Raw genomic sequence first — 20,309 nt, 5'->3', positions numbered from 1 at the left:
AATATCGCATCTGACCTGCACTTTCTTACAGTGGTATATTCATAAGGTAACCACCTTTACCTACCGTTTACCGCCAGTTTTAGCACGTTTACCAAACCGCGCATCCTCTGCTTAAGCCCGCTCAAAACCCGCCGTATAGTTCCCTCACGGCCCGCATTTGGCGGGTCGATTCGTTACCACGGTCGTGCGCGTAAGTGCATGAAAGGGGAAGTATCGTGAGCGATTGCAAGAGGGTTTACCGTTTTGGAACCGACGCCCAGGGCACCTGTGTCACTGAGGGCGACAAGTCCATGAACTTCGTGCTTGGCGGCAAGGGCGCAAACCTTGCCGAGATGAGCCGCATCGGCCTGCCGGTTCCCGGTGGCTTTACCATTACCTGCCAGACTTGCGTCGAGTACTCCGGTGCCGGCAACGTGTGGCCCGAGGGCGCACTCGATGAGATCGTTGCTGCCGAGGCGGACCTCGAGGCCCGCTGCGGCAAGAAGCTCGGCGACGCCTCCGATCCGCTGCTCGTGTCGGTTCGTTCGGGCGCTCCGTTCTCCATGCCCGGCATGATGGACACGGTCCTCAACTTAGGCCTCAACGACGACTCCGTTCAGGGGCTCATCGCCCAGACGCAAAATCCGCGTTTTGCTTGGGATAGCTACCGCCGCTTTATTCAGATGTTCTCCAACGTCGTTATGGGCGTTGACGCCGACCTGTTCGAGAACGCCCTGACCCAGGCCCGTCTGGTCGCCGGCGTTCGCGTCGATTCCGAGCTTTCGGCTGAGGACCTGCAGGAACTCGTCGAGACCTTTAAGGGCATCTTCTCCGAGAACGTCGATGCCTCCCTGTATCCCGAGCTCGAGGTCGCTGACGGCAAGCCCGTCTTCCCGCACGACCCGGAGCTTCAGCTACGCCTTGCCATCCAGGCCGTCTTTGGCAGCTGGATGAACGAGCGTGCCTGCATCTACCGCAAGCAGCATGGCATTTCCGACGACCTCGGCACCGCCGTCAACGTGCAGGCCATGGCCTTTGGCAACAAGGGCGAGACCTCTGCGACGGGCGTCGCCTTTACGCGTAATCCGGCCGACGGCACCAAGGAGTTCTACGGCGATTTTCTGGTTAACGCCCAGGGCGAGGACGTCGTCGCCGGCATCCGCAACACCGAGCCCATTGCCGACCTCAAGACCACCCCGGGCCTCGAGTCCGCAGGTGAGGAGCTCGAGCGCGTGTTCCTGACGCTCGAGGATCATTATCGCGATATGTGCGATATCGAGTTCACCATCGAGCAGGGCAAGCTCTGGATGCTCCAGACCCGCGTGGGCAAGCGCACCGCCACCGCCGCCCTGCGCATCGCTATCGAAATGGTCGAGGAGGGCCTGATCACCCGCGAGGAGGCCGTGAGCCGCATCGATCCCGCGCAGCTCGACCAACTCCTGCACCCGCAGTTTGACGCCTCCAAGAAGTACGAGGCGCTGGCCAGCGGTCTGAACGCCAGCCCCGGTGCCGCCGTGGGCGAGGTCGTGTTCTCGAGCGACGACGCCGTCACGCGTTCCGCCGAGGGCCACAAGGTCATTCTGGTTCGTTGGGAGACCAACCCCGACGACCTGAAGGGCATGGTCGCCGCCGAGGGCATCCTGACCAGCCACGGTGGCAAGACGAGTCATGCCGCCGTTATCGCCCGCGGCATGGGTACGCCCTGCGTCTGTGGCGTTGAGCGCTTCCATATCGACGCCGCCGAGAAGGTCGTGCGCATCGAGGGCAGCGACCGCGTGCTGCGCGAGGGCGATGTCATCTCCATCGACGGCACCCAGGGCATCGTCGTCGACGGCGCCGTCGACCTGGTCTCCGCCGAGCTTACCGGCGATCTGGACACCATCCTGTCCTGGGCCGACGAGATTCGCCTGGACGAGACCTGTGGCCATGCCAACCATGTGCGCGTCAACGCCGACAATCCCGAGGATGCCGAGCTTGCGCTCGAGTTTGGCGCCGAGGCCATCGGCCTGTGCCGCACCGAGCACATGTTCCTGGGCGACCGCAAGAACATCATCCAGAGCTTTATCCTGTCTGACGATGAGGCCGTGAAGCAGCAGGCCCTGGCCGACCTGCTCAAGGTTCAGACCGAGGACTTCCTGGCGATGTTCAAGACCATGTCCGGTCGCGATGTGGTCGTCCGCCTGCTCGATCCGCCGCTTCATGAGTTCCTGGATAATCCTCGCGAGCTCGAGGTCGCCATCACCAAGAAGGAAGCCGCCGGCGCCAGCGAGGAAGAGCTTGCAGCCCTGCGCGCCCGCCTGCGTCGTATCGACGGCATGGTCGAGTCGAACCCCATGCTCGGCCTGCGCGGCGTTCGCCTGTCCGTCGTCTTTAGCGATCTGCCACTCATGCAGGTTCGCGCCGTCGCCACGGCTGCTGCCCGCCTTATCAAGGAGGGCGTCGACCCGCGACCCGAGATCATGGTTCCGCTCGTCTCCATCACGGCGGAGCATGTCCAGACCCGCGAGGTCATCGAGCGGGTAATCGCCGAGGTTTCTGCCGAGGAGGGCGTCGAGCTCAATATTCCCGTGGGCACGATGCTCGAGCTGCCACGCGCCTGCATGGTCGCTGACGAGATCGCGCGTCATGCCGACTTCTTCTGCTTTGGCACCAACGACCTCACCCAGACCACCTTCGGCTTCTCTCGTGACGATGCCGAGGCTAAGTTCATCCCGCTGTACATGCACAAGAAGATCTTGAAGGACAACCCCTTCGAGACCATTGACACGGCGGTGCTCGAGCTGGTGCGCATGGCCGTCGAGAAGGGCCGCGCCACCAACCCCGACATGCACTTTGGCGTGTGCGGCGAGCACGGCGGCGACCCCAAGTCCATCAAGGGTCTGTTTAATGTGGCCGACGTGGACTACGTGTCCTGCTCGCCCTACCGCGTGCCCCTCGCACGCCTGGCTGCCGCCCAGGCCAAGCTCGAGGCGAAGCGCTCCGCCTAACGTTTTGGGTTCAGACGCCTAACGTAGCCCCCCTTCATGCCGTCCGTCTCATTCGTGAGGCGGACGGTTATCATGTGCGGGTTTTGTCTTTTTGTCTGCGTAAAAAATTGTTCTTGCAGCAGAAACCCGCGCGTGTATACTCGAATACGTTTGTTCAACTACGTGCCGGCCAGAGTGGTACGGCACCTCTAGAAGAGTAAGGAATTGCACATGGATTACATCCGCGCAATCGAGCGTCAGCAGATCCGCGAGGACATTCCTCAGGTTCGCGTCGCCGACAACGTCAAGGTTCACTACCGCATTAAGGAAGGCGACCGCGAGCGCATCCAGGTCTTCCAGGGCGACGTCATCCGCATGGCCGGCGCCGGTGCCCGCGAGACCTTCACCGTCCGCAAGATGTCCTTCGGTGTCGGTGTTGAGCGTACCTTCCCGCTTCACAGCCCCAAGATCGCCAAGCTCGAGGTCGTTCGTCACGGTCGCGTCCGTCGCGCCAAGCTGTACTACCTCCGCGACAAGGTGGGCAAGGCTGCTCGCATCCCCGAGAAGCGCTAAGAAGATCGCAGCGTCTGTCCACTCGTTTGGACGTAAGGGTCACCTTCGGGTGGCCCTTCTTTTTATCTGATTTGCATGCAAGGAGGGCCTGGTATGGCCAATATGACGAGCTCGGTTTCGGCATCGCAGGTTGCCGGAGAGCTGGCGAGCGCAACGTTTGAGGAGATCCCCGCCCTCGTGGAGCATTATCGCGAGGACCCGCGCCAGCAGGTGATCAAGGCTTGTGAACGCGCCCTCAAACGCCATTCCAAAGAGGTTGCCGAGCGCGAGCGCGTCAATGGCATGTACGAGCTTATGCATGAGCTTGGCGGCGATGGGGTGGTCGTTGGTGTCGACGAGGTGGGCCGTGGCTCGGTAGCGGGTCCCTTAACCGTGTGTGCCGTGTGCCTTCCCATGGAGCCGCGCGTCTGGGGCATCAACGATTCCAAAAAGCTCACGCCGGCGCGCCGCGAGCTGCTCTCTGTGAAGATTGCCGAGGTGGCGACGGCGATTGGTTTTTGCCATATCGCGCCTAAGGATATCGATGAGATGGGTATGGCCCGCGCCATCCGCGTTGCCGTCGCGGGCGCCGTGGCCGATACGGGACTTGAACCCGACTGCGTCCTCATGGATGGCAACCCCTTGGGCGCCGTTCCCAATGAGCGCGACGTGGTGAAGGGCGATGCCAAGATCGCCTGTATCGCCGCGGCGTCCATCATGGCCAAGGTCACGCGTGACGAGATGATGGTCGAGTACGACGCCGAGTACCCCGAGTACCATCTGGCCGAGTCGAAGGGCTATGCGAGCCCCGAGCACATCGAGGCCATTCGCAAACATGGACTTTGTCCGCTGCACCGCGTGAGCTTTTGCGGAAACTTTCTGCAGACTGAGCGCCTTTTCTAGGTCAATTGTGGAGACAGGGACCTCTGGGGTTTTATAAACCTGCTGGTAGCGGGCCGTATGCAACACCATTGCTGCGTACGGCCCGTTTTTTGACGGCATTTGGTCAGCTTTTGGTTTGCTTCCGGTACTTACCCGCATGAAAGGTGCTCTCATCATCGGGGCAATGCAGTGTGCGGGAAAGGAGACCCCATGAGTGCCGCAAGCAAAAAGAGTAAGACGCAGCAGCTCAAGGAGTGTTGGGAAAACGGCAAGCTCGACTGCGGGGCGATGACGCCCGAGTTTATCAAGGGACTCAGTCCTCGCGAGCTGGGCATGCTGGGCGAGCTGATCACCATCGACTACTTTAACGAGCGCGGCTACACCTTGCTGGAGCAGGGTTATCGTTGCACCGAGGGCGAGGCCGACCTGGTGCTGCTCGATGAGCTCGACGATGTCGTGGTGATGGCCGAGGTCAAGACCAGACGCGTTGCGCTGGATTGCAGCACGCGGGTCTTTCCCGAGGAGGCCGTGGACGCCCAAAAGCAACGTCGCTACCGCCGCATCGCAAGTTGCTATCTCATGGAGCATTATCCGCTCAAGGCGATTCGCTTCGATGCCGTGGGCGTTACCATTCGCGGCGGGCATATCGCCGAGATCGAGCACCAGTACAACGCGTTCGATTGGCAGGTGTCGTGATGGCGTTCGAGACGTTTGCCGTTCACGCGGCCTGCATCCGCGGCGTCGAGGCGATTCCCGTCACGGTCGAGGTCTCGCTTGCCGGCGGCGTTCCGGGCATCCAGATGCTCGGCATACCGAGTATGGAGGTGATGGAGTCGCGCGGTCGTATTCGCTGCGCGATGCGCTCCGCCGGGTTCGAGATCCCGCGCTCGGGCATTACGGTCAATCTGGCGCCCGGCGATATCCGCAAGACCGGTAGCGGCTTTGATCTGCCCATCGCCATCGCGGTATTGGCGGCCGATGGGCAGATTCCCCGCGACAACCTCGATCGTTGTCTTATCGCTGGTGAGCTTGGCTTGGACGGTACGGTGCTTCCTGTCAAGGGCGAGGTGGCGTTTCAGTTATTGGCGCGTGATTTGGGGCTGTCCTTTATCGCCGGCAGGTCAGACCAGCATGTGCCACTCGCGGGCGTGGATTGCGGATTCATCGATCATTTGTCTCAGCTTGCTCATGGTATGGGCGATGCCGCGCGGCACTACTTGGATTCCGAGGGCGTCGAAGCGACCTTTGAGCCTGAGCTCGACTATGCCGACGTGCTGGGGCAGGAAGTCGCTAAACGCGGCATGGCGCTTGCGGCGGCAGGAGAACTCGGCTTGCTCATGATCGGGTCTCCGGGATCGGGCAAGACGATGCTCGCACGCCGTATGACCGGCATCCTGCCCGAGCTTTCCGTTGAGGATCAGCAGGAGGCACTGTGCATCCATTCGGTTTTGGGTGAGAACATTGATGGCTTGTTGGCGGGGCACCGCCCCTTCCGCAGTCCCCACCACAGTATTTCGACCGCAGGCCTTATCGGCGGCGGGCGCCCGGTGCACCCGGGTGAGATCAGCCTTGCTCATGGCGGCGTGCTCTTTTTGGACGAGCTTGCCGAGTTTCCCACGGGTGTACTGCAGACGCTCAGACAGCCTATCGAGCGCGGCTACGTGAGGATCGTACGCGTCGATGGGGCTTTTACCTTCCCGTCGCGCTTTCAGCTGCTGGCTGCGAGCAATCCCTGCCCCTGCGGCTTTTTGGGCGATCGCGAGGTACCGTGTCGCTGCTCGGCGGCGATGGTCGAGCGCTATCGGTCTAAACTGCGCGGTCCTTTGGCCGACCGTATCGACATGATGATCGATGTGACCCGTCCCGACCCTCAAGTGATTATCGAGGGCGCAGAGGGTATGTCGTCGGCCGAGTTACGTGACTACGTTGTGCGCGGTCGCGCTTTTCGCGCTTGGCGCGAGTCCCGTATGGACGATGCGGATGCCGAGGCCGAGGATGACGAGACGCGGTCCATTGACGGCGTCGTTTCGACCTTCGAGCTCGATGATGCTGCCGAGAAATGCGTACTCGGCCTATCCAAACGCACGCATCTCACGGGCCGCGGCATCGTACGCCTGGTGCGTATCGCGCGTACAATCGCTGACGTCGCCGAGAGCGAGCAAGTGACGCAGGACCACGTGCTCGAGGCGGCGATGTACCAGGGAAGGAGGGACCAATGATGGCCGAGGGGACCTTTGAGCTGCATCCAGGTGATGCATTGTATCCCGAGACCGTTTTGGAGCTTTCTGATGTACCCCAGACGCTCTATGTGTGTGGCAACCCCGAGGTGCTTTCGACGCCCGCGCTCTCCATCATCGGCGCGCGTAAGGCCTCGCCGTATGGTCTTGCCGTGGCAGAGCTTGCGGCAAAGGTGGCGGTCGAGGCGGGAGTGACGGTAGTTTCGGGCGGCGCGGTCGGTTGTGACCAGGCCTCGGGTTGGGCTGCGGTCAACGCCGGCGGCAAACACGTCGTGGTGCTGGGGACGGGCGCCGACGTGGTCTACCCGCGTTCGAGCGCGGGGCTTATTACTCGCACGCTCGATACGGGTGGCGCGGTCGTGTCGATCTCTCCGTGGGGCATGGGTCCGCGCAAGTTCGCCTTTCCGCGCCGCAATCGCGTGATCGCGGCCCTGTCGCAAGCCCTCTTTGTATCCGAGGCGGGTATGCCTTCTGGGACGTTTTCTACAGCCGAGGCTGCTATGGATTTGGGGCGCGAACTTCTTGCCGTGCCGGGGTCGATCCTATCGCCCGAGTCGCGTGGCACGAATTACCTCATTGCGAACGGTGCCTGCTGCATCATCGACGAGGAATCTATCGAGATGGCTATCTCACGCATCTACGGAACCCTGCGCTACTCGCGCCCCGATGCTCCCGGCATTGCCGACCTGGATCCAACGCAGCAGACCGTGATGCATGCGCTCATCGCATCTCCGCTCAAGGTCGACGACATCGCGGCGCTCGTCTCGCTCGATGCAGTTGGCGTACTCAAACTCTTGGGTTCGCTTGAACTCGAGGGCCTTATCGAGCGCATGATGGATGGAAGGTATGCGCCCTCCAAGTTTGCCCTTCACGCCCAGACGCCCTTCGGTCACAATGGAAAACGTGTCAATTAGAAAGGTGTTTGCAGATGCAGTTCGATCAGGTGACAGTTATCGGTGGCGGTCTGGCGGGTTCGGAGTGCGCGATCCAGCTGGCAGATCGCGGGTTTGCCGTAAAGCTGTGCGAGATGCGCCCCCAGGTGAGCTCCCCGGCCCACCATACCGATCACCTGGCAGAGCTCGTCTGCTCCAATTCGTTTAAGTCGACCCGTCCGGATTCCGCGGCTGGTTTGCTGAAGGCCGAGCTTGAGCGCATGGGTTCAGTCCTGCTCGATTGCGCCCATCGCGCGGCTGTTCCCGCCGGTGGCGCCTTGGCGGTCGACCGCGTCAAGTTTTCCGAGCTTGTCGAGGCCGAGGTTGCCGCTCGTCCCAATATCGAGGTCGTGCACGGCGAGGTCACGCAGATTCCCGAGGGCCAGGTGGTCATTGCCGCGGGCCCGCTGTGTTCACCGGCGCTGAGCGAAGAGGTCATGAAGCTCGTCGGCGGCGACGCCCTTGCGTTTTTCGATGCCGCGGCGCCGATCGTCGATGCCTCCACGCTCGATATGGACGTGCTGTTCTCGCAGTCGCGCTACGAGGAGCAGGGGAGCGGCGACTATCTCAACGCTCCGCTCAATAAGGAAGAGTACGAGGCCTTTATCGAGGCGCTTACCACGGCCGACCGCGTGGTGCTCAAAGACTTTGAGGGCGGCGATCTGTTCCAGGCCTGCCAGCCTGCCGAGGAAGTTGCGCGCACCGGCAAGGACGCCATTCGCTTTGGCGCCATGAAGCCCGTCGGCCTCACCGACCCGCGTACCGGACGTCGCCCCTGGGCGGCAATTCAGCTGCGTGCCGAGAACAAGGAGAAGACCGCCTATAACCTGGTTGGCTTCCAGACCAACTTGACCTTTGGCGAGCAGAAGCGCGTCTTCCATATGGTGCCGGGCCTGGAGAACGCTGAGTTCTTCCGCTACGGTGTCATGCACCGCAATACCTTTGTCGACGCCCCGCATGTGCTCGATGGCACCTTTGCCGTGCCCGGTACCGGTGTGCGCCTGGCCGGTCAGATCACCGGCACCGAGGGGTACATGGAAGCCGTGGCGACCGGTCTTCTCGCGGCGCTCAACACCTATGCCGAGGCTATCGGTGCCGCGGGCGTCGAGTTGCCGCGTGTGGGCGCCCTAGGTGCGCTCGTGGGCTATGCGACCGATCCTGCCACCGTGGGCTATCAGCCCATGCATGTCAACTTTGGCCTGGTGCCGCCACTCGAGGATGGTAAGCGCCGCAGCAAGCGCGACCGCTACCAGGCCTATGCGGACCGTGCGCTCGAGGCCCTCGATGCCTACTTGGCCACGCGTTCCGACTTGTTTGGAGGCGACCGGTCATAGCCTTTGACCTGTACGACACCGTCGACTCGTTTATCGCCTATATCGCACGCGTCGAGGGACTTTCTCCCAACACGGTGACGGCCTATGGCTCGAGGCTGGAGCGCTTCGCTGCCTGGTGCGAGCGCGAGGATATCGATGCTTTCGCTGCCGACGTGCGCACCATTCGTCGCTATCTTGCCGAGCTTTCGCGTGAGCAGGTGGCTCCCCGAACGCTTGCGGCGCACCTGTCGGCTATTCGATCTCTCTATCGCTGGATGGCTGCCGAGGGGATTGTCGAGGGCGATGCGGTCTCGGCGATCGCATCGCCCAGGCTGCCGCGTGACCTGCCGGGTGTCCTTACGACCCAGCAGGTTGAGGCGCTGCTCAAGACGCCTGATACCTCGACGCCCGCGGGACTGCGCGATGCGGCGATGCTTGAGTTGCTCTATGCCTCCGGCGCGCGAATCTCGGAGCTCGCGGCGCTCAACGTGGAGTCTATTGGTTGGTCCGAGCGAACGCTGCGACTTTGGGGCAAGGGGAGCAAGGAGCGTATCGTCCCTCTGTATCGTCGTGCGCTCGATGTGACGCGTCTCTATATTGAGGAGGGGAGGCCGGAGTTGCTCGCTCAGGCAAAGCGCCGCGACCTCGCTACTGGGCCGCATCCGCTGCTTATATCGGCGCGTGGCAATCGCATGAGCGCCGCCATGCTCCGGCGGCGGTTCCATACGCTGGCGACGCTCGCCGGCATTCCGGCCGACATCGCCCCGCATGCGATGCGCCATACCTTTGCGACCGACTTGCTTGAGGGCGGTGCGGACCTGCGCTCGGTTCAAGAGCTGCTGGGTCATGCGAGCCTGTCCACGACGCAAATCTACACGCATCTCACGCCCGATCGGCTCAAGCGTGCCGTGGCTCAAGCCCATCCCCGCGGCGAATAGTGGCTGGGACGTCCCGCGCCGCACTCAGGTGTGTGGTTTTGATTGCGGGTTGGCAGAAAGAAGCATTCCTGCTATCATTCATCGGGTTGCTTCACGGCAACATGTTTTTATCACGCACGCGCGGCTACTTCATACCGTGGTGCCCGGGCTTTGGTAGCACATGTCCGGGTTGGTTTTGGAGGATGACCCCGCGCGGAGGCAAACCACAGGAGGTTTAACATGGCTACCAAGATTAATATCCGCACCCTGCTCGAGGCCGGCTGCCACTTCGGTCACCAGACCCGTCGCTGGAACCCCAAGATGAAGCCGTTCATCTTTGGTGAGCGCAACGGCATCTACATCCTCGACCTCAAGCAGACCATCCTCGACGCCGACCAGGCCTATACATTCGTCAAGAACGTCGCTAAGGGCGGCAACGTGCTGTTCGTCGGCACCAAGAAGCAGGCTCAGGAGGCCGTCAAGAACGCTGCTGAGCGCGCCAACATGCCTTACATCAACCAGCGTTGGCTCGGCGGTATGCTGACCAACTTCGTCACCATCCGCTCCCGCATCAACCGCATGGAGGAGCTCGAGGCCATGGTCGAGGACGGCCGCATGGCTGTTCTGCCCAAGAAGGAGCAGGCTGTTCTCGGCAAGGAGCTCACCAAGCTCCAGACCAACCTCGGTGGCGCCCGCGACATGAAGGGTCTGCCCCAGGCTCTCTTCGTCATCGACACCAAGCGCGAGGAGAACGCCATCAAGGAGGCTCAGCGCCTGAACATCCCCGTCGTCGCCCTGATCGACACCAACTCCGATCCCGACGAGGTCGAGTACGGCATCCCCTGCAACGATGACGCTATCTCCGCTGTCACCCTTATGTGCGAGCTCATGGCTGACGCCTGCCTCGCTGGCTCCGGCAAGGAGCAGGTCTCCGAGGCCGAGATGGCCGCTGAGCCCAAGGCCGAGTAAATCAGTCTTAGTTAATTCTTTTTCATCTCTTTGAAAGGAACCACAATGGCCCAGATTACCGCCGCTATGGTCAAGCAGCTCCGCGAGATGACCGACTCCCCGATGATGGAGTGCAAGAAGGCTCTCGTCGAGGCTGACGGCGACATGGACGCCGCTGTCGACGTTCTGCGTAAGAACGGCCTTGCCAAGGCTGCCAAGAAGGCTGGCCGTGAGACCAACGAGGGCGCTGTCGCCGCGTTCGTCTCCGAGGATGGCAAGACCGGCGCTCTGCTCGAGCTCTCCTGCGAGACCGACTTCGTTGGCTCCAACGCCAAGTTCACCGGCTTTGCTTCCAAGGTCGCTGAGGTTGTCGCTACCACCGAGCCTGCTGACGTCGACGCTCTGCTCGAGAAGCCGATGGGCGAGGAGACCGTTTCCTCCGAGCTCACCGAGATGATTCACATCATGGGCGAGAACATGAAGATCTCCCGCTTCGCTGCCCGCAAGGCCGAGAACGGCGCGCTCGCTTCTTACATCCACATGGGTGGTAAGATCGGCGTCCTCGTCGAGTTCGCCTTCGAGAAGGCCGAGACCGCTCAGGCTGAGTCCTTCAAGACCTTCGCTCACGACGTTGCCCTTCAGGTTGCTGCCGTCGCCCCGATCTGCGCTACCCGCGATCAGGTTCCGGCCGAGACCGTCGAGCACGAGAAGCAGATCTACATGGCCCAGGCTGCCGAGTCCGGCAAGCCCGAGGCTATCCAGGAGAAGATGGCTGTCGGCCGTCTGGAGAAGTTCTACAAGCAGTCCGTGCTCACCGAGCAGGAGTTCATCAAGGACAGCTCCCTCACCATCAAGAAGTACGCTGAGCAGGTCTCCAAGGAGCTCGGCGACACCATTACCGTCGTTGCCTTTGACCGTCTGGTCCGTGGCGAGTAAATAAGCTCTTGTAGCTGGTAATGAGCAGGCTGTGGGTTTTACTCACAGCCTGCTTTTTCATGGCTCTTATCAGAGCCTTTGATATCATATTGAGAGTCTAATTAAAGGAGGATCGCTTTGTCCGACATCCGATATAAACGCGTGCTTCTTAAGCTTTCCGGCGAAGCACTGATGGGCGACGGCCAATATGGCATCGACCCCAAGGTTACCGACCATCTTGCCAAGCAGGTCAAGGAGCTGCTAGCCGTTGGCCATGAGGTCGGCGTCGTTGTCGGCGGCGGCAATATTTTCCGCGGCATGGCCGGCGCTGCCGGTGGCATGGAGCGTGCTCAGGCCGATTATATGGGCATGCTCGCGACCGTTATGAACGCGCTCGCCCTGCAGGATGCCTTCGAGCACAACGATGTTCCCTGCCGCGTGATGAGCGCTATCCAGATGAACGAGATCTGCGAGCCCTATATTCGTCGTCGCGCCATCAACCACCTTTCCAAGGGCAACGTCGTTATTTTTGCTGCCGGTTCGGGCAATCCGTACTTTACGACCGACACCGCCGCGGCTCTTCGTGCGTGCGAGATCGGCGCCGAGATTCTGATTAAAGCCACCAAGGTTGACGGCATCTACGACAAAGATCCCGTCAAGTGCGCCGATGCTGTCCGTTTTGACAAGATTACCTACCACGAGGTTCTTGTCCGCGGTCTGCAGGTTATGGATTCCACGGCTACGGCACTGTGCCAGGATAACCGTATGCCGATTTTGGTCCTCAACATCGATGGCGAGGACACCGTCAAGCGCGCGCTTTCGGGTGAGCCCGTCGGCACGCTCGTCTATCAGGAGGATTAAGCATGGCAGAGAACATCACCGCCCATATGGACAAGTCGCTCGAGTCCCTCAAGCATAACTTCTCCAAGGTCCGTACCGGCCGTGCCAATGCCAACATTCTGTCCGACATCACCGTCGATTATTACGGTGTTCCCACGCCGGTCACGCAGGTTGCCGCCGTCAAGACCCCCGAGGCCCACATGCTGCTCATCGAGCCGTGGGACAAGGCACTCATCAATGCTATCGTCAAGGCCATCGGCGCTTCCGATCTGGGTATTACCCCCAACTCCGATGGCACCGTCGTTCGTCTTCCGTTCCCGGCTCCCACTGAGGAGCGCCGTCGCGAGCTCGTCAAGGAGTGCCGCGAGTACGCCGAGCAGGCCAAGGTGTCTATCCGTAACATCCGTCGCGACTTCAACAACAAGCTCGAGCGCGATGAGGAGCTCACCGAGGACGATGTCCGTCGCGAGCAGGCCAAGGTCCAGAAGCACACTGATGAGTATGTCGCCAAGGTCGAGGAGCTTCTGAAGGAAAAAGAAGCCGAGGTCATGGAGATCTAAGGTGCAATACGACGAGCATAAACTGGTCGAGTACTTTGCCGACGCCCCTGCGGGCGTCGGTTTTTCCGACCTTGACCTTAATAACATTCCGCACCATATCTCGTGCATCATGGACGGTAACGGTCGTTGGGCCACGTCGCGCGGTCTTGCACGCACCGAGGGCCACAAGGCGGGTATCGTCTCCCTGCGCGAGATCATTACCGCATGCGTGCGCTTGGGTGTCGACGTCCTTTCGGCCTATGCGTTTTCCACCGAAAACTGGAATCGTCCGCAGCACGAGGTCAACGTTTTGATGCATTTGTTTGCCAAGACGTTTATCGATGAGTTGCCGCTGCTTAAGCGCGAAAACGTTCGCGTTGTCTTTTTGGGCGATATTTCCGCACTGCCTAAGAAGACCCGCGATGTCTTTGAGCGAGGTCTTGCCGAGTGCGCCAATCACACCGGCATGACGCTGGCGCTTGCCGTCAACTACGGCGCGCGTGCCGAGATTACCCGCGCTGTCCGTCAGATCGCACTCGACGCTGCCGCCGGTAAGATCGATCCTGGCGCAATTGATGACGACATGGTGGCTTCCCACCTCTATACCGCTGGCCTTCCCGATCCTGAGCTTGTGATTCGCACTTCTGGTGAGCTGCGCCTTTCGAACTATCTGCTGTGGCAGGTGGCTTATTCCGAATTCTACGTCACCGATACCTATTGGCCCGACTTTGATCGTTGGGGCCTTGTCGACGCCATTTTGGCCTATCAGGGCCGTGACCGTAGGTTTGGTGGTCTGAGCAAGACCGAGGAGGCTTAATCGTGTCCGATCGTCCCAAGGCAATTGCTCCCAAGACATCTGAGCGCAAGGCTGTCGCTGCGGGAGCGCCCGCAGCGAAGAATGGCACCGGTTCGTGGCTTGCCGGCTTTATCACCCGTGCCGCCGCCGGTATCGTCTATGCCGTTGTCTTTATCCTGTGCCTGGTTTTGGGTATTGTGCCCACGGCCATCTTTGTTTCTGTCATGAGCGGTCTGTGCTGCTATGAGTTTTTCCGTATGACGAGGCTCGATGGCAAGATGGCTAACGAGCGCATGGGTATCGCTGCCGCCGTACTCTTTCCGCTGTCGGCGTTGGGCGATTCGATGTTGCTGAATGCCCTGCTTTTTGCCCTGATGCTCGCTGTGGGCATTTGGTATGTTTGGTCGCCGCGTACCCGCATCTCTGATGTGGCCGTGACGCTCATGGGTCCCATCTACACTGGCTTTATGCTGTCGGCTATCGTGCTGCTGCGCGATGCCGTGCCCGGTTTTGCCGGCGCCCTGCTTTCGGTGGGCGTTTGCGCGTCCCTTTGGGTCTCCGATTCGTTTGCCTACATCGTGGGTAGCCGTATCGGCAAGCACAAGATGGTTCCCAAGATCTCTCCCAAAAAGAGCTGGGAGGGGTTTGTCGGCGGCATCCTGGGCTCGGTTTTGATTTGGCTCATCCTGTGGGCGACGCACTTCTACAAGCTCAGCCTGCCCTATGCGCTGCTGTGCGGCGTGGTCGTGTCCGTCCTGGGCGTTATCGGAGACCTCATCGAGTCGCGCATCAAGCGCGGTGTGGGCGTTAAGGATTCCGGTAACCTTATCCCGGGCCACGGCGGCATGCTCGATCGTAGCGATTCGCTTATCTTTGGCTGCATTACCGCGCAGCTGCTTTTGATGATCGGAGGCGTGCTGTAATGTCCTTCCAGACGACGTATGGCCCCGATGGACGTCTCCGTGTTGCCATCCTGGGTTGTACGGGCTCTATCGGCACCCAGGCGCTCGATGTGTGCCGCCAGCATGCCGATCGCCTGCAGGTGACGGCGCTATCCGTTAACTCCAGTACCTCCGAGCTCGTTGCCGCTGCCCGCGAGTTCTCGGTTCCGGCGGTTGCCGTGGCCGATGTCGCTCATGGCGATGACGCCGTGCTGCAGGAGTTGCCCGAGGGAACGAAGCTCGGCGTTGGCGCGCAGGCGGTTTGCGAGCTCGCGCGTCGCGACGATGTCGACTGCGTGCTCGTTGCTATTGTGGGCGCCGCCGGTCTCGAGGCGAGCCATGCGGCCTTGACCTCGAATAAGCGCCTTGCCCTTGCCAACAAGGAGTCCCTCGTCGTCGGTGGCGACTTGCTTATGCCGTTGGCGCAACCGGGCCAGCTTATTCCAGTCGACTCTGAGCACTCCGCCATCTACCAGTGCTATCTGGGGGAGGACCCGCGCGAGGCTCATTGTATTTGGCTCACCTGCTCGGGCGGTCCGTTCTTTGGCCGCACGCGCGACGAGCTCAATCGCGTGACGCGTGCCGATGCCCTCGCACATCCCACGTGGGCCATGGGCGCCAAGATCACCATCGACTCCGCTACCCTCATGAACAAGGGCCTGGAGCGCATTGAGGCCATGCATCTGTTTAACTGCGGCCTCGATTTCATTAACGTGGTCGTGCAGCGTCAGTCCAAGATTCACTCTATGGTCGAGTTCGCCGACGGCTCCGTGATGGCGCATCTCGGTGCTTCCGACATGCGTATTCCCATCCAGTTCGCGTTCTCGTATCCCGAGCGTTGGGATACCCCGGCGCCTCGTATCGATTTCCGCGAGCTGGGGCAGCTCACGTTTGATGCTGCCGACATGGATACCTTCCGCTGTCTGGCACTGGCCGAGCGTGCCGGCAAGACGGGTGGCACCATGCCGTGCGTGCTCAATGCCGCCAACGAGGTCGCTGTCGATGCCTTCCTGCACGATGGCTGCAGCTTTACCGATATCGATCGCATTGTAGAATCCTGCATGGATGCCCACGATATGCAGGCGGTCGATTCGTTTGAGCAGCTTCGCGACATCGATGCGTGGGCGCGTGAAAAGGCTGCGCAGGTGCTCGCCGCAACCCGTTCCTAACCCATAAGGATTGCTTTTTCGTTTTATGGATACTGTTCTGAGCGTTCTCTCATCGGTCTTTTGGGGCCTGCTGATGCTTTCCGTCCTCGTGTTTTTGCACGAGGGCGGCCACTTTTTGGCGGCGCGTGCCTGCGGCGTCCGTGTGACCGAGTTCTTTTTGGGCCTGCCGTGCCGCTTTGACATCCATTACACGTCGCGTCGCATTGGAACCAAGTTTGGCGTGACCCCGCTGCTGCTGGGTGGCTACGCTGCCATCTGCGGTATGGATCCGACCGACGTCTCCTGCGCCGATCGCGTGCTCGCGGCTATCTATCGTCATGGTCGCGTGACCGTGGCCGACCTTGCTGTCGAGCTCGAGCTATCCGAGGAGGTTGTGCTCGAGGCATGCGCCTTGCTCTTGGGTTGGGGCTCTATCGCGCCTTGGTATGAGGAAGGGGAGAAGCCCTCGCCGAGCTACTATCCCACCAAGTATCAGACGCTGCCGCGAGACGCGGCGGGTTACACCACCTTTGACGGCCGCCGTTTCGATCGAGAACATGCGACTACCGAGGGCGATGTGTGGGAGCTGCCGTGCGGCGAGGCTGATTTCTTGGCGCAAGAGCGCTCGCACACTTATCTGGGCCAGGGTTTTCTCAAGCGCGCCTTTATGCTGCTCGCGGGCATTCTCGTCAATATCCTGACGGGCTTTTTGCTGCTTATGAGCATCTACTCTATTGCGGGTGTCACCGTGCCGATGGATACCAACGTGATTGGTCAGGTTGACGAGGGGTCTATTGCCGCCAAGGCGGGTATCGAGGGCGGCGACGCGATCCTTTCGGTTGACGGAGTATCGTGCTCTACCTGGATGGACGTTTACGATGCTATCGGCAAGGCCGCCGGTAAGGACGATATCGCCATTGAGTATGAGCGCGACGGCAAGCAGCATTCGACCTCGGTTGCGCTCAAAGAGGACGAGCGCCTAGGTGTGTATGCCTCTACGCAGGTGGTCCGTTTAGACCCCATCACGTCGGCTCGCCTTTCGTTCTCCTATGTCGTGCAGACAGCGGAGGGCGTGATGCGCCTGCTCCAGCCGCAGCATACGATGGAGATTCTCGATCAGTCTTCTTCGATTGTGGGCATTAGCGTTATGTCTTCACAGGCTGCTGCTGCCGGCCCTGCCACGTTCCTTTCGTTTGCCGCCCTCATTTCGTTCTCGCTTGGCTTTATGAACCTGCTGCCCATCCCACCACTCGATGGCGGCAAGCTGGTCATCGAGATCATTCAAAAGATTGCTGGCCGCGAGCTTCCGTTCAAGGTCCAGACGATTGTGAGCTATGTGGGCATCGCGCTCTTTGCGCTGCTGTTTGTCTATATGCTTCGTTCCGACATCCTTCGATTTATTCTGTAGGGGAGTGTTTGGATTGTCTTTATCCCATCCTTTGCCTCGCGATTTGACGCGCCCCGTGCATGTGGGCGGTGTGCAGATCGGTGGCGGTGCGCCGGTGGTGGTCCAATCCATGACCTGCACCGATACCGCTGATGCCCAGGCAACACTTGCGCAAGTGTGCGCGTTGGCGCAGGCTGGCTGCGATATCGTGCGTGTGAGCGTGCCCACTGAGGCCGCGCTTGAGGGTTTCCGCACCATCTGTACCGAGTCTCCGGTGCCAATCGTTGCCGATATCCACTTTAACCACAAGCTGGCCATTGGCGCTGTGGAGGCCGGTGCCGCCAAGCTCCGCATCAATCCCGGCAATATCGGCGATTGGGCTAAGGTCGACGCGGTGATTGATGCTGCGGGTGCTGCGGGCTGTGCGATTCGTATCGGCGTCAATGCCGGTTCGCTTGAGCAGGATATCGCCGAGCGCGATGACCTCACGCAGCCCGAAAAGCTCGTGATGTCGAGCGAGCGCTTTGTGCGGCACTTTGAGGATCGTGGGTTTACCAACATAGTGCTTTCCGCCAAGGCCCATAGCGTACAGACGACGCTCGATACCTATCGAGCCCTGTCGCGTGAGATTCCCCACGTTCCGCTTCACCTGGGCGTGACGGAGGCGGGGACCAAGCTCCAGGGCACCATCAAGAGCTCTGTAGGCTTGGGTATCTTGCTTTCCGAAGGCATTGGCGACACCATGCGTGTGTCGCTCACAGCCAATCCGGTTGAGGAGCCGCCGGTTGCCTGGGGTATTCTGCAGTCGTTGGGCCTGCGTCGCCGTGGCCCCGAGATTGTCTCGTGCCCCACATGCGCCCGCTGCCAGGTTAACCTTATTCCCATTGCCGAGGAGGTTACCGAGCGGCTTAAGAACTACTCCGCGCCGCTTTCGATCGCTGTGATGGGATGTGCCGTTAATGGCCCCGGCGAGGCTTCTGATGCCGATCTGGGCGTTGCTTGCGGACGTGGTCAGGCCTTGCTCTTTTCGCATGGCCAGATCATTGGTAAAGTAGCTGAGGACCAAATTGTCGACGCGCTTATGGCCGAGGTCGACAAGCTTATTGAGGAGAAATAAATGACCCGAGCAATGTATATGTCTAAGCTTTATGCGCCGACGCTTAAAGAGGATCCGGCGGACGCTGAGCTCGCCAGCCACCGTCTGCTGCTCCGTGCCGGCATGATCCGCAAGGAGGCCGCCGGTCTATATTCCTACCTGCCGCTTGCTTGGCGCTCGATTCGCAAGATCGAGAACATCGTGCGCGACGAGATGGACGCCGCCGGCGCCCAGGAGCTTATGATGCCTATCATGGTCGACGCCGAGTTGTGGCGCGAGTCCGGCCGCATCGACGCCTATGGTAAGGAGCTTGTGCGCTTTGACGACCGTCATGGTCGCGAGTTCGTCCTGGGCCCCACGCACGAGGAGACCGTCACGGCCTTGGTGCGCAACGAGCTGCGCTCCTATAAGCAGCTGCCTGTCAACCTTTACCACATTCAGGACAAGTTCCGCGACGAGTTCCGTCCCCGCTTTGGCCTGATGCGCGGTCGCGAGTTCATCATGAAGGACGCCTACAGCTTCTCCGCCACGCAGGAGAGCCTGCAGGAGGAGTATGACAAGATGAAGCAGGCCTACGCTAACATCTGCGAGCGCTGCTACATCAAGGCCCTGCCTGTTGTTGCCGACTCTGGTGAGATCGGTGGCGATACCTCCGTTGAGTACATGGCTTTGGCCGACGCTGGCGAGGCTTCGCTGGTCTACTGCGACGATTGCGGCTTTGCTGCCGATGACGAGGCGGCAAGCACCAAGGTCGTCGTGACCGAGGGTCCTGGCGACGGTACGCTTACCAAGGTCGAGACTCCGGGCATGGGCACCATCGAGGCCGTTGCAAAGTTCTTCGGCTTCCCCGAGAACGGTACACGCAAGTCCTTGGCTCTCATTGACGCCGAGGGCAAGCCAGTCGTGGCCATTGTTCCGGGCGACCACGAGCTCAATGATTGCAAGGCCGAGCATGTCTTTGGCAAGGGCTATCGAATGATGACTGATGAGGAGCTCCAGACTTATGGTCTGCATAAGGGCTTTATCGGACCGGTTAACTTGCCCGAGGGCATCCGCCTGGTGTGTGACGAGAGCCTGCGTGAGTCTAAGCAGTGGGCCTGCGGCGCCAACGAGGTCGACTATCACTTTACCGGTGCCTGCCCCGAGCGCGACTTTACCGTCGACGAGTGGGCCGACCTGGTAACCGTTGTGGCCGGCGATCCCTGCCCGCACTGCGGCAAGCCGCTCTCCGCTGCTCGCGGCATCGAGGTCTCCCAGGTCTTCCAGCTGGGCACCAAGTATTCCGAGGCCATGGGTGCCACCTTTATGGACGAGGACGGCAAGGAGAAGCCGCTCATCATGGGCTGCTACGGCGTTGGTGTGTCCCGCTCGCTCGCTGCCGTCGTGGAGCAGCACAACGACGAGCACGGTATCGTCTGGCCGGTCTCCGTTGCCCCGTACGAGGTCGCGGTGATTCCGCTCGATCCCAAGAAGGAGGAGTGCGCTACCGTCTGCGAGCAGATCGTTGATGGCCTGTGCGCCGAGGGTATCGAGGTTGTCGTCGACGACCGCGACGAGCGTCCCGGCTTTAAGTTTGCCGACAACGACCTTATGGGCTTCCCGTTTCAGGTCGTTCTGGGTAAGCGTGGCCTTAAGAATGGCACCGTTGAGCTCAAGGACCGTGCCACGGGTGAGCGCGAGGATGTGGCGATCGACGAGGTCGTCGCCAAGGTCGCCGAGCTTGTGAAGGCTGCCCGTCGCTAATCTACGCTTCTGCTATTAGATGTAATTGCAGGACTGCTCCGTATCTCTCTTAGGATGAGATGCGGAGCAGTCCTTTTTGTTGCGTGAATTAGCTCGACGGGTAAAGGAAAACCCCACAGCCCATTCTGAACTGCGCCCCAATTCTTGGACGGGCTAATAAGCGGCCTACGCCGCACAT

18 protein-coding genes are annotated in these 20,309 nt (G+C 60.7%); all 18 read left to right on the top strand.

Annotation, left to right across the window (positions count from 1 at the left end; genetic code table 11):
- Positions 1 to 215 precede the first annotated feature (215 nt).
- The 18 genes from ppdK to DWZ01_RS06010 all read left to right on the top strand — a co-directional run bounded on the left by ppdK (position 216) and on the right by DWZ01_RS06010 (position 20,131).
- A complete protein-coding gene (ppdK, locus tag DWZ01_RS06095; protein WP_117770365.1) occupies positions 216 to 2,966 on the top strand; it encodes a pyruvate, phosphate dikinase in 2,751 nt (916 codons plus the stop codon).
- A gap of 210 nt (positions 2,967 to 3,176) precedes the next feature.
- On the top strand, positions 3,177 to 3,518 hold the full coding sequence (gene rplS, locus DWZ01_RS06090) for a 50S ribosomal protein L19 (protein ID WP_006236098.1): 342 nt from the start codon (positions 3,177 to 3,179) through the stop codon (positions 3,516 to 3,518).
- A 93-nt stretch (positions 3,519 to 3,611) separates the two neighbouring features.
- Positions 3,612 to 4,400 (top strand): ribonuclease HII, encoded by a 789-nt coding sequence (locus tag DWZ01_RS06085; protein WP_055309871.1) that lies wholly within the window; start codon positions 3,612 to 3,614, stop codon positions 4,398 to 4,400.
- Between the two features lie 189 nt (positions 4,401 to 4,589).
- Positions 4,590 to 5,075: a YraN family protein gene (locus tag DWZ01_RS06080; RefSeq protein ID WP_055309872.1), complete on the top strand. Its 486-nt coding sequence runs from the start codon at positions 4,590 to 4,592 to the stop codon at positions 5,073 to 5,075.
- Positions 5,075 to 6,598: a YifB family Mg chelatase-like AAA ATPase gene (locus tag DWZ01_RS06075; protein WP_055309873.1), complete on the top strand. Its 1,524-nt coding sequence runs from the start codon at positions 5,075 to 5,077 to the stop codon at positions 6,596 to 6,598. The genes DWZ01_RS06080 and DWZ01_RS06075 overlap by 1 nt, the downstream gene beginning before the upstream one ends.
- A complete protein-coding gene (locus DWZ01_RS06070; RefSeq protein WP_369832483.1) occupies positions 6,595 to 7,530 on the top strand; it encodes a DNA-processing protein DprA in 936 nt (311 codons plus the stop codon). Before DWZ01_RS06075 ends, DWZ01_RS06070 begins: the two co-directional genes overlap by 4 nt.
- A gap of 14 nt (positions 7,531 to 7,544) precedes the next feature.
- A complete protein-coding gene (trmFO, locus tag DWZ01_RS06065) occupies positions 7,545 to 8,882 on the top strand; it encodes a methylenetetrahydrofolate--tRNA-(uracil(54)-C(5))-methyltransferase (FADH(2)-oxidizing) TrmFO (RefSeq protein WP_117770364.1) in 1,338 nt (445 codons plus the stop codon).
- Positions 8,879 to 9,799 (top strand): tyrosine recombinase, encoded by a 921-nt coding sequence (locus tag DWZ01_RS06060; protein WP_117770363.1) that lies wholly within the window; start codon positions 8,879 to 8,881, stop codon positions 9,797 to 9,799. The genes trmFO and DWZ01_RS06060 overlap by 4 nt, the downstream gene beginning before the upstream one ends.
- Before the next feature lie 219 nt (positions 9,800 to 10,018).
- A complete protein-coding gene (gene rpsB / locus DWZ01_RS06055) occupies positions 10,019 to 10,747 on the top strand; it encodes a 30S ribosomal protein S2 (protein WP_006236109.1) in 729 nt (242 codons plus the stop codon).
- Positions 10,748 to 10,792: 45 nt separating this feature from the next.
- Positions 10,793 to 11,662, top strand: coding sequence for a translation elongation factor Ts (gene tsf, locus DWZ01_RS06050; protein ID WP_022094736.1), 870 nt, complete (start codon positions 10,793 to 10,795; stop codon positions 11,660 to 11,662).
- Between the two features lie 117 nt (positions 11,663 to 11,779).
- Positions 11,780 to 12,502, top strand: coding sequence for a UMP kinase (gene pyrH, locus DWZ01_RS06045; RefSeq protein ID WP_035138557.1), 723 nt, complete (start codon positions 11,780 to 11,782; stop codon positions 12,500 to 12,502).
- Positions 12,503 to 12,504: 2 nt separating this feature from the next.
- Positions 12,505 to 13,041 (top strand): ribosome recycling factor, encoded by a 537-nt coding sequence (gene frr, locus DWZ01_RS06040; protein ID WP_006236112.1) that lies wholly within the window; start codon positions 12,505 to 12,507, stop codon positions 13,039 to 13,041.
- Position 13,042: 1 nt separating this feature from the next.
- Entirely contained in the window at positions 13,043 to 13,837 is a 795-nt protein-coding gene (locus DWZ01_RS06035; protein ID WP_055309876.1) for an isoprenyl transferase, read from the top strand.
- 2 nt (positions 13,838 to 13,839) lie between these two features.
- The gene (locus DWZ01_RS06030) at positions 13,840 to 14,739 is read left to right on the top strand and encodes a phosphatidate cytidylyltransferase (protein WP_233504656.1); all 900 of its coding nucleotides are present in this window, start codon (positions 13,840 to 13,842) and stop codon (positions 14,737 to 14,739) included.
- Positions 14,739 to 15,926: a 1-deoxy-D-xylulose-5-phosphate reductoisomerase gene (gene dxr / locus DWZ01_RS06025; protein ID WP_117770362.1), complete on the top strand. Its 1,188-nt coding sequence runs from the start codon at positions 14,739 to 14,741 to the stop codon at positions 15,924 to 15,926. Before DWZ01_RS06030 ends, dxr begins: the two co-directional genes overlap by 1 nt.
- A 25-nt stretch (positions 15,927 to 15,951) precedes the next feature.
- Positions 15,952 to 17,313 carry an RIP metalloprotease gene (locus DWZ01_RS06020; protein WP_117770361.1) on the top strand — a complete coding sequence of 454 codons (1,362 nt, stop codon included), beginning with the start codon at positions 15,952 to 15,954 and terminating at the stop codon, positions 17,311 to 17,313.
- A 13-nt stretch (positions 17,314 to 17,326) separates the two neighbouring features.
- Positions 17,327 to 18,409 (top strand): flavodoxin-dependent (E)-4-hydroxy-3-methylbut-2-enyl-diphosphate synthase, encoded by a 1,083-nt coding sequence (gene ispG / locus DWZ01_RS06015; RefSeq protein WP_117770360.1) that lies wholly within the window; start codon positions 17,327 to 17,329, stop codon positions 18,407 to 18,409.
- A gap of 12 nt (positions 18,410 to 18,421) precedes the next feature.
- Positions 18,422 to 20,131, top strand: coding sequence for a proline--tRNA ligase (locus DWZ01_RS06010; RefSeq protein ID WP_117770390.1), 1,710 nt, complete (start codon positions 18,422 to 18,424; stop codon positions 20,129 to 20,131).
- Positions 20,132 to 20,309 lie beyond the last annotated feature (178 nt).

This window comes from Collinsella sp. AF28-5AC (assembly GCF_003457875.1).
Lineage (GTDB): Bacteria > Actinomycetota > Coriobacteriia > Coriobacteriales > Coriobacteriaceae > Collinsella.
The sequence above is the reverse complement of the archived record's forward strand: the minus strand, read 5'-3'. Positions and strand labels throughout refer to the sequence as shown.

Bases quoted from the DNA above. Each gene is read 5' to 3' on its own strand.
- DWZ01_RS06075 (WP_055309873.1), top strand. From the start codon at position 5,075: ATGGCGTTCGAGACGTTTGCCGTTCACGCGGCCTGCATCCGCGGCGTC.
- rplS (WP_006236098.1), top strand. From the start codon at position 3,177: ATGGATTACATCCGCGCAATCGAGCGTCAGCAGATCCGCGAGGACATT.
- DWZ01_RS06080 (WP_055309872.1), top strand. From the start codon at position 4,590: ATGAGTGCCGCAAGCAAAAAGAGTAAGACGCAGCAGCTCAAGGAGTGT.
- frr (WP_006236112.1), top strand. From the start codon at position 12,505: ATGGCAGAGAACATCACCGCCCATATGGACAAGTCGCTCGAGTCCCTC.
- DWZ01_RS06070 (WP_369832483.1), top strand. From the start codon at position 6,595: ATGATGGCCGAGGGGACCTTTGAGCTGCATCCAGGTGATGCATTGTAT.
- tsf (WP_022094736.1), top strand. From the start codon at position 10,793: ATGGCCCAGATTACCGCCGCTATGGTCAAGCAGCTCCGCGAGATGACC.
- trmFO (WP_117770364.1), top strand. From the start codon at position 7,545: ATGCAGTTCGATCAGGTGACAGTTATCGGTGGCGGTCTGGCGGGTTCG.
- DWZ01_RS06085 (WP_055309871.1), top strand. From the start codon at position 3,612: ATGGCCAATATGACGAGCTCGGTTTCGGCATCGCAGGTTGCCGGAGAG.
- DWZ01_RS06020 (WP_117770361.1), top strand. From the start codon at position 15,952: ATGGATACTGTTCTGAGCGTTCTCTCATCGGTCTTTTGGGGCCTGCTG.
- DWZ01_RS06010 (WP_117770390.1), top strand. From the start codon at position 18,422: ATGTATATGTCTAAGCTTTATGCGCCGACGCTTAAAGAGGATCCGGCG.
- rpsB (WP_006236109.1), top strand. From the start codon at position 10,019: ATGGCTACCAAGATTAATATCCGCACCCTGCTCGAGGCCGGCTGCCAC.
- dxr (WP_117770362.1), top strand. From the start codon at position 14,739: ATGTCCTTCCAGACGACGTATGGCCCCGATGGACGTCTCCGTGTTGCC.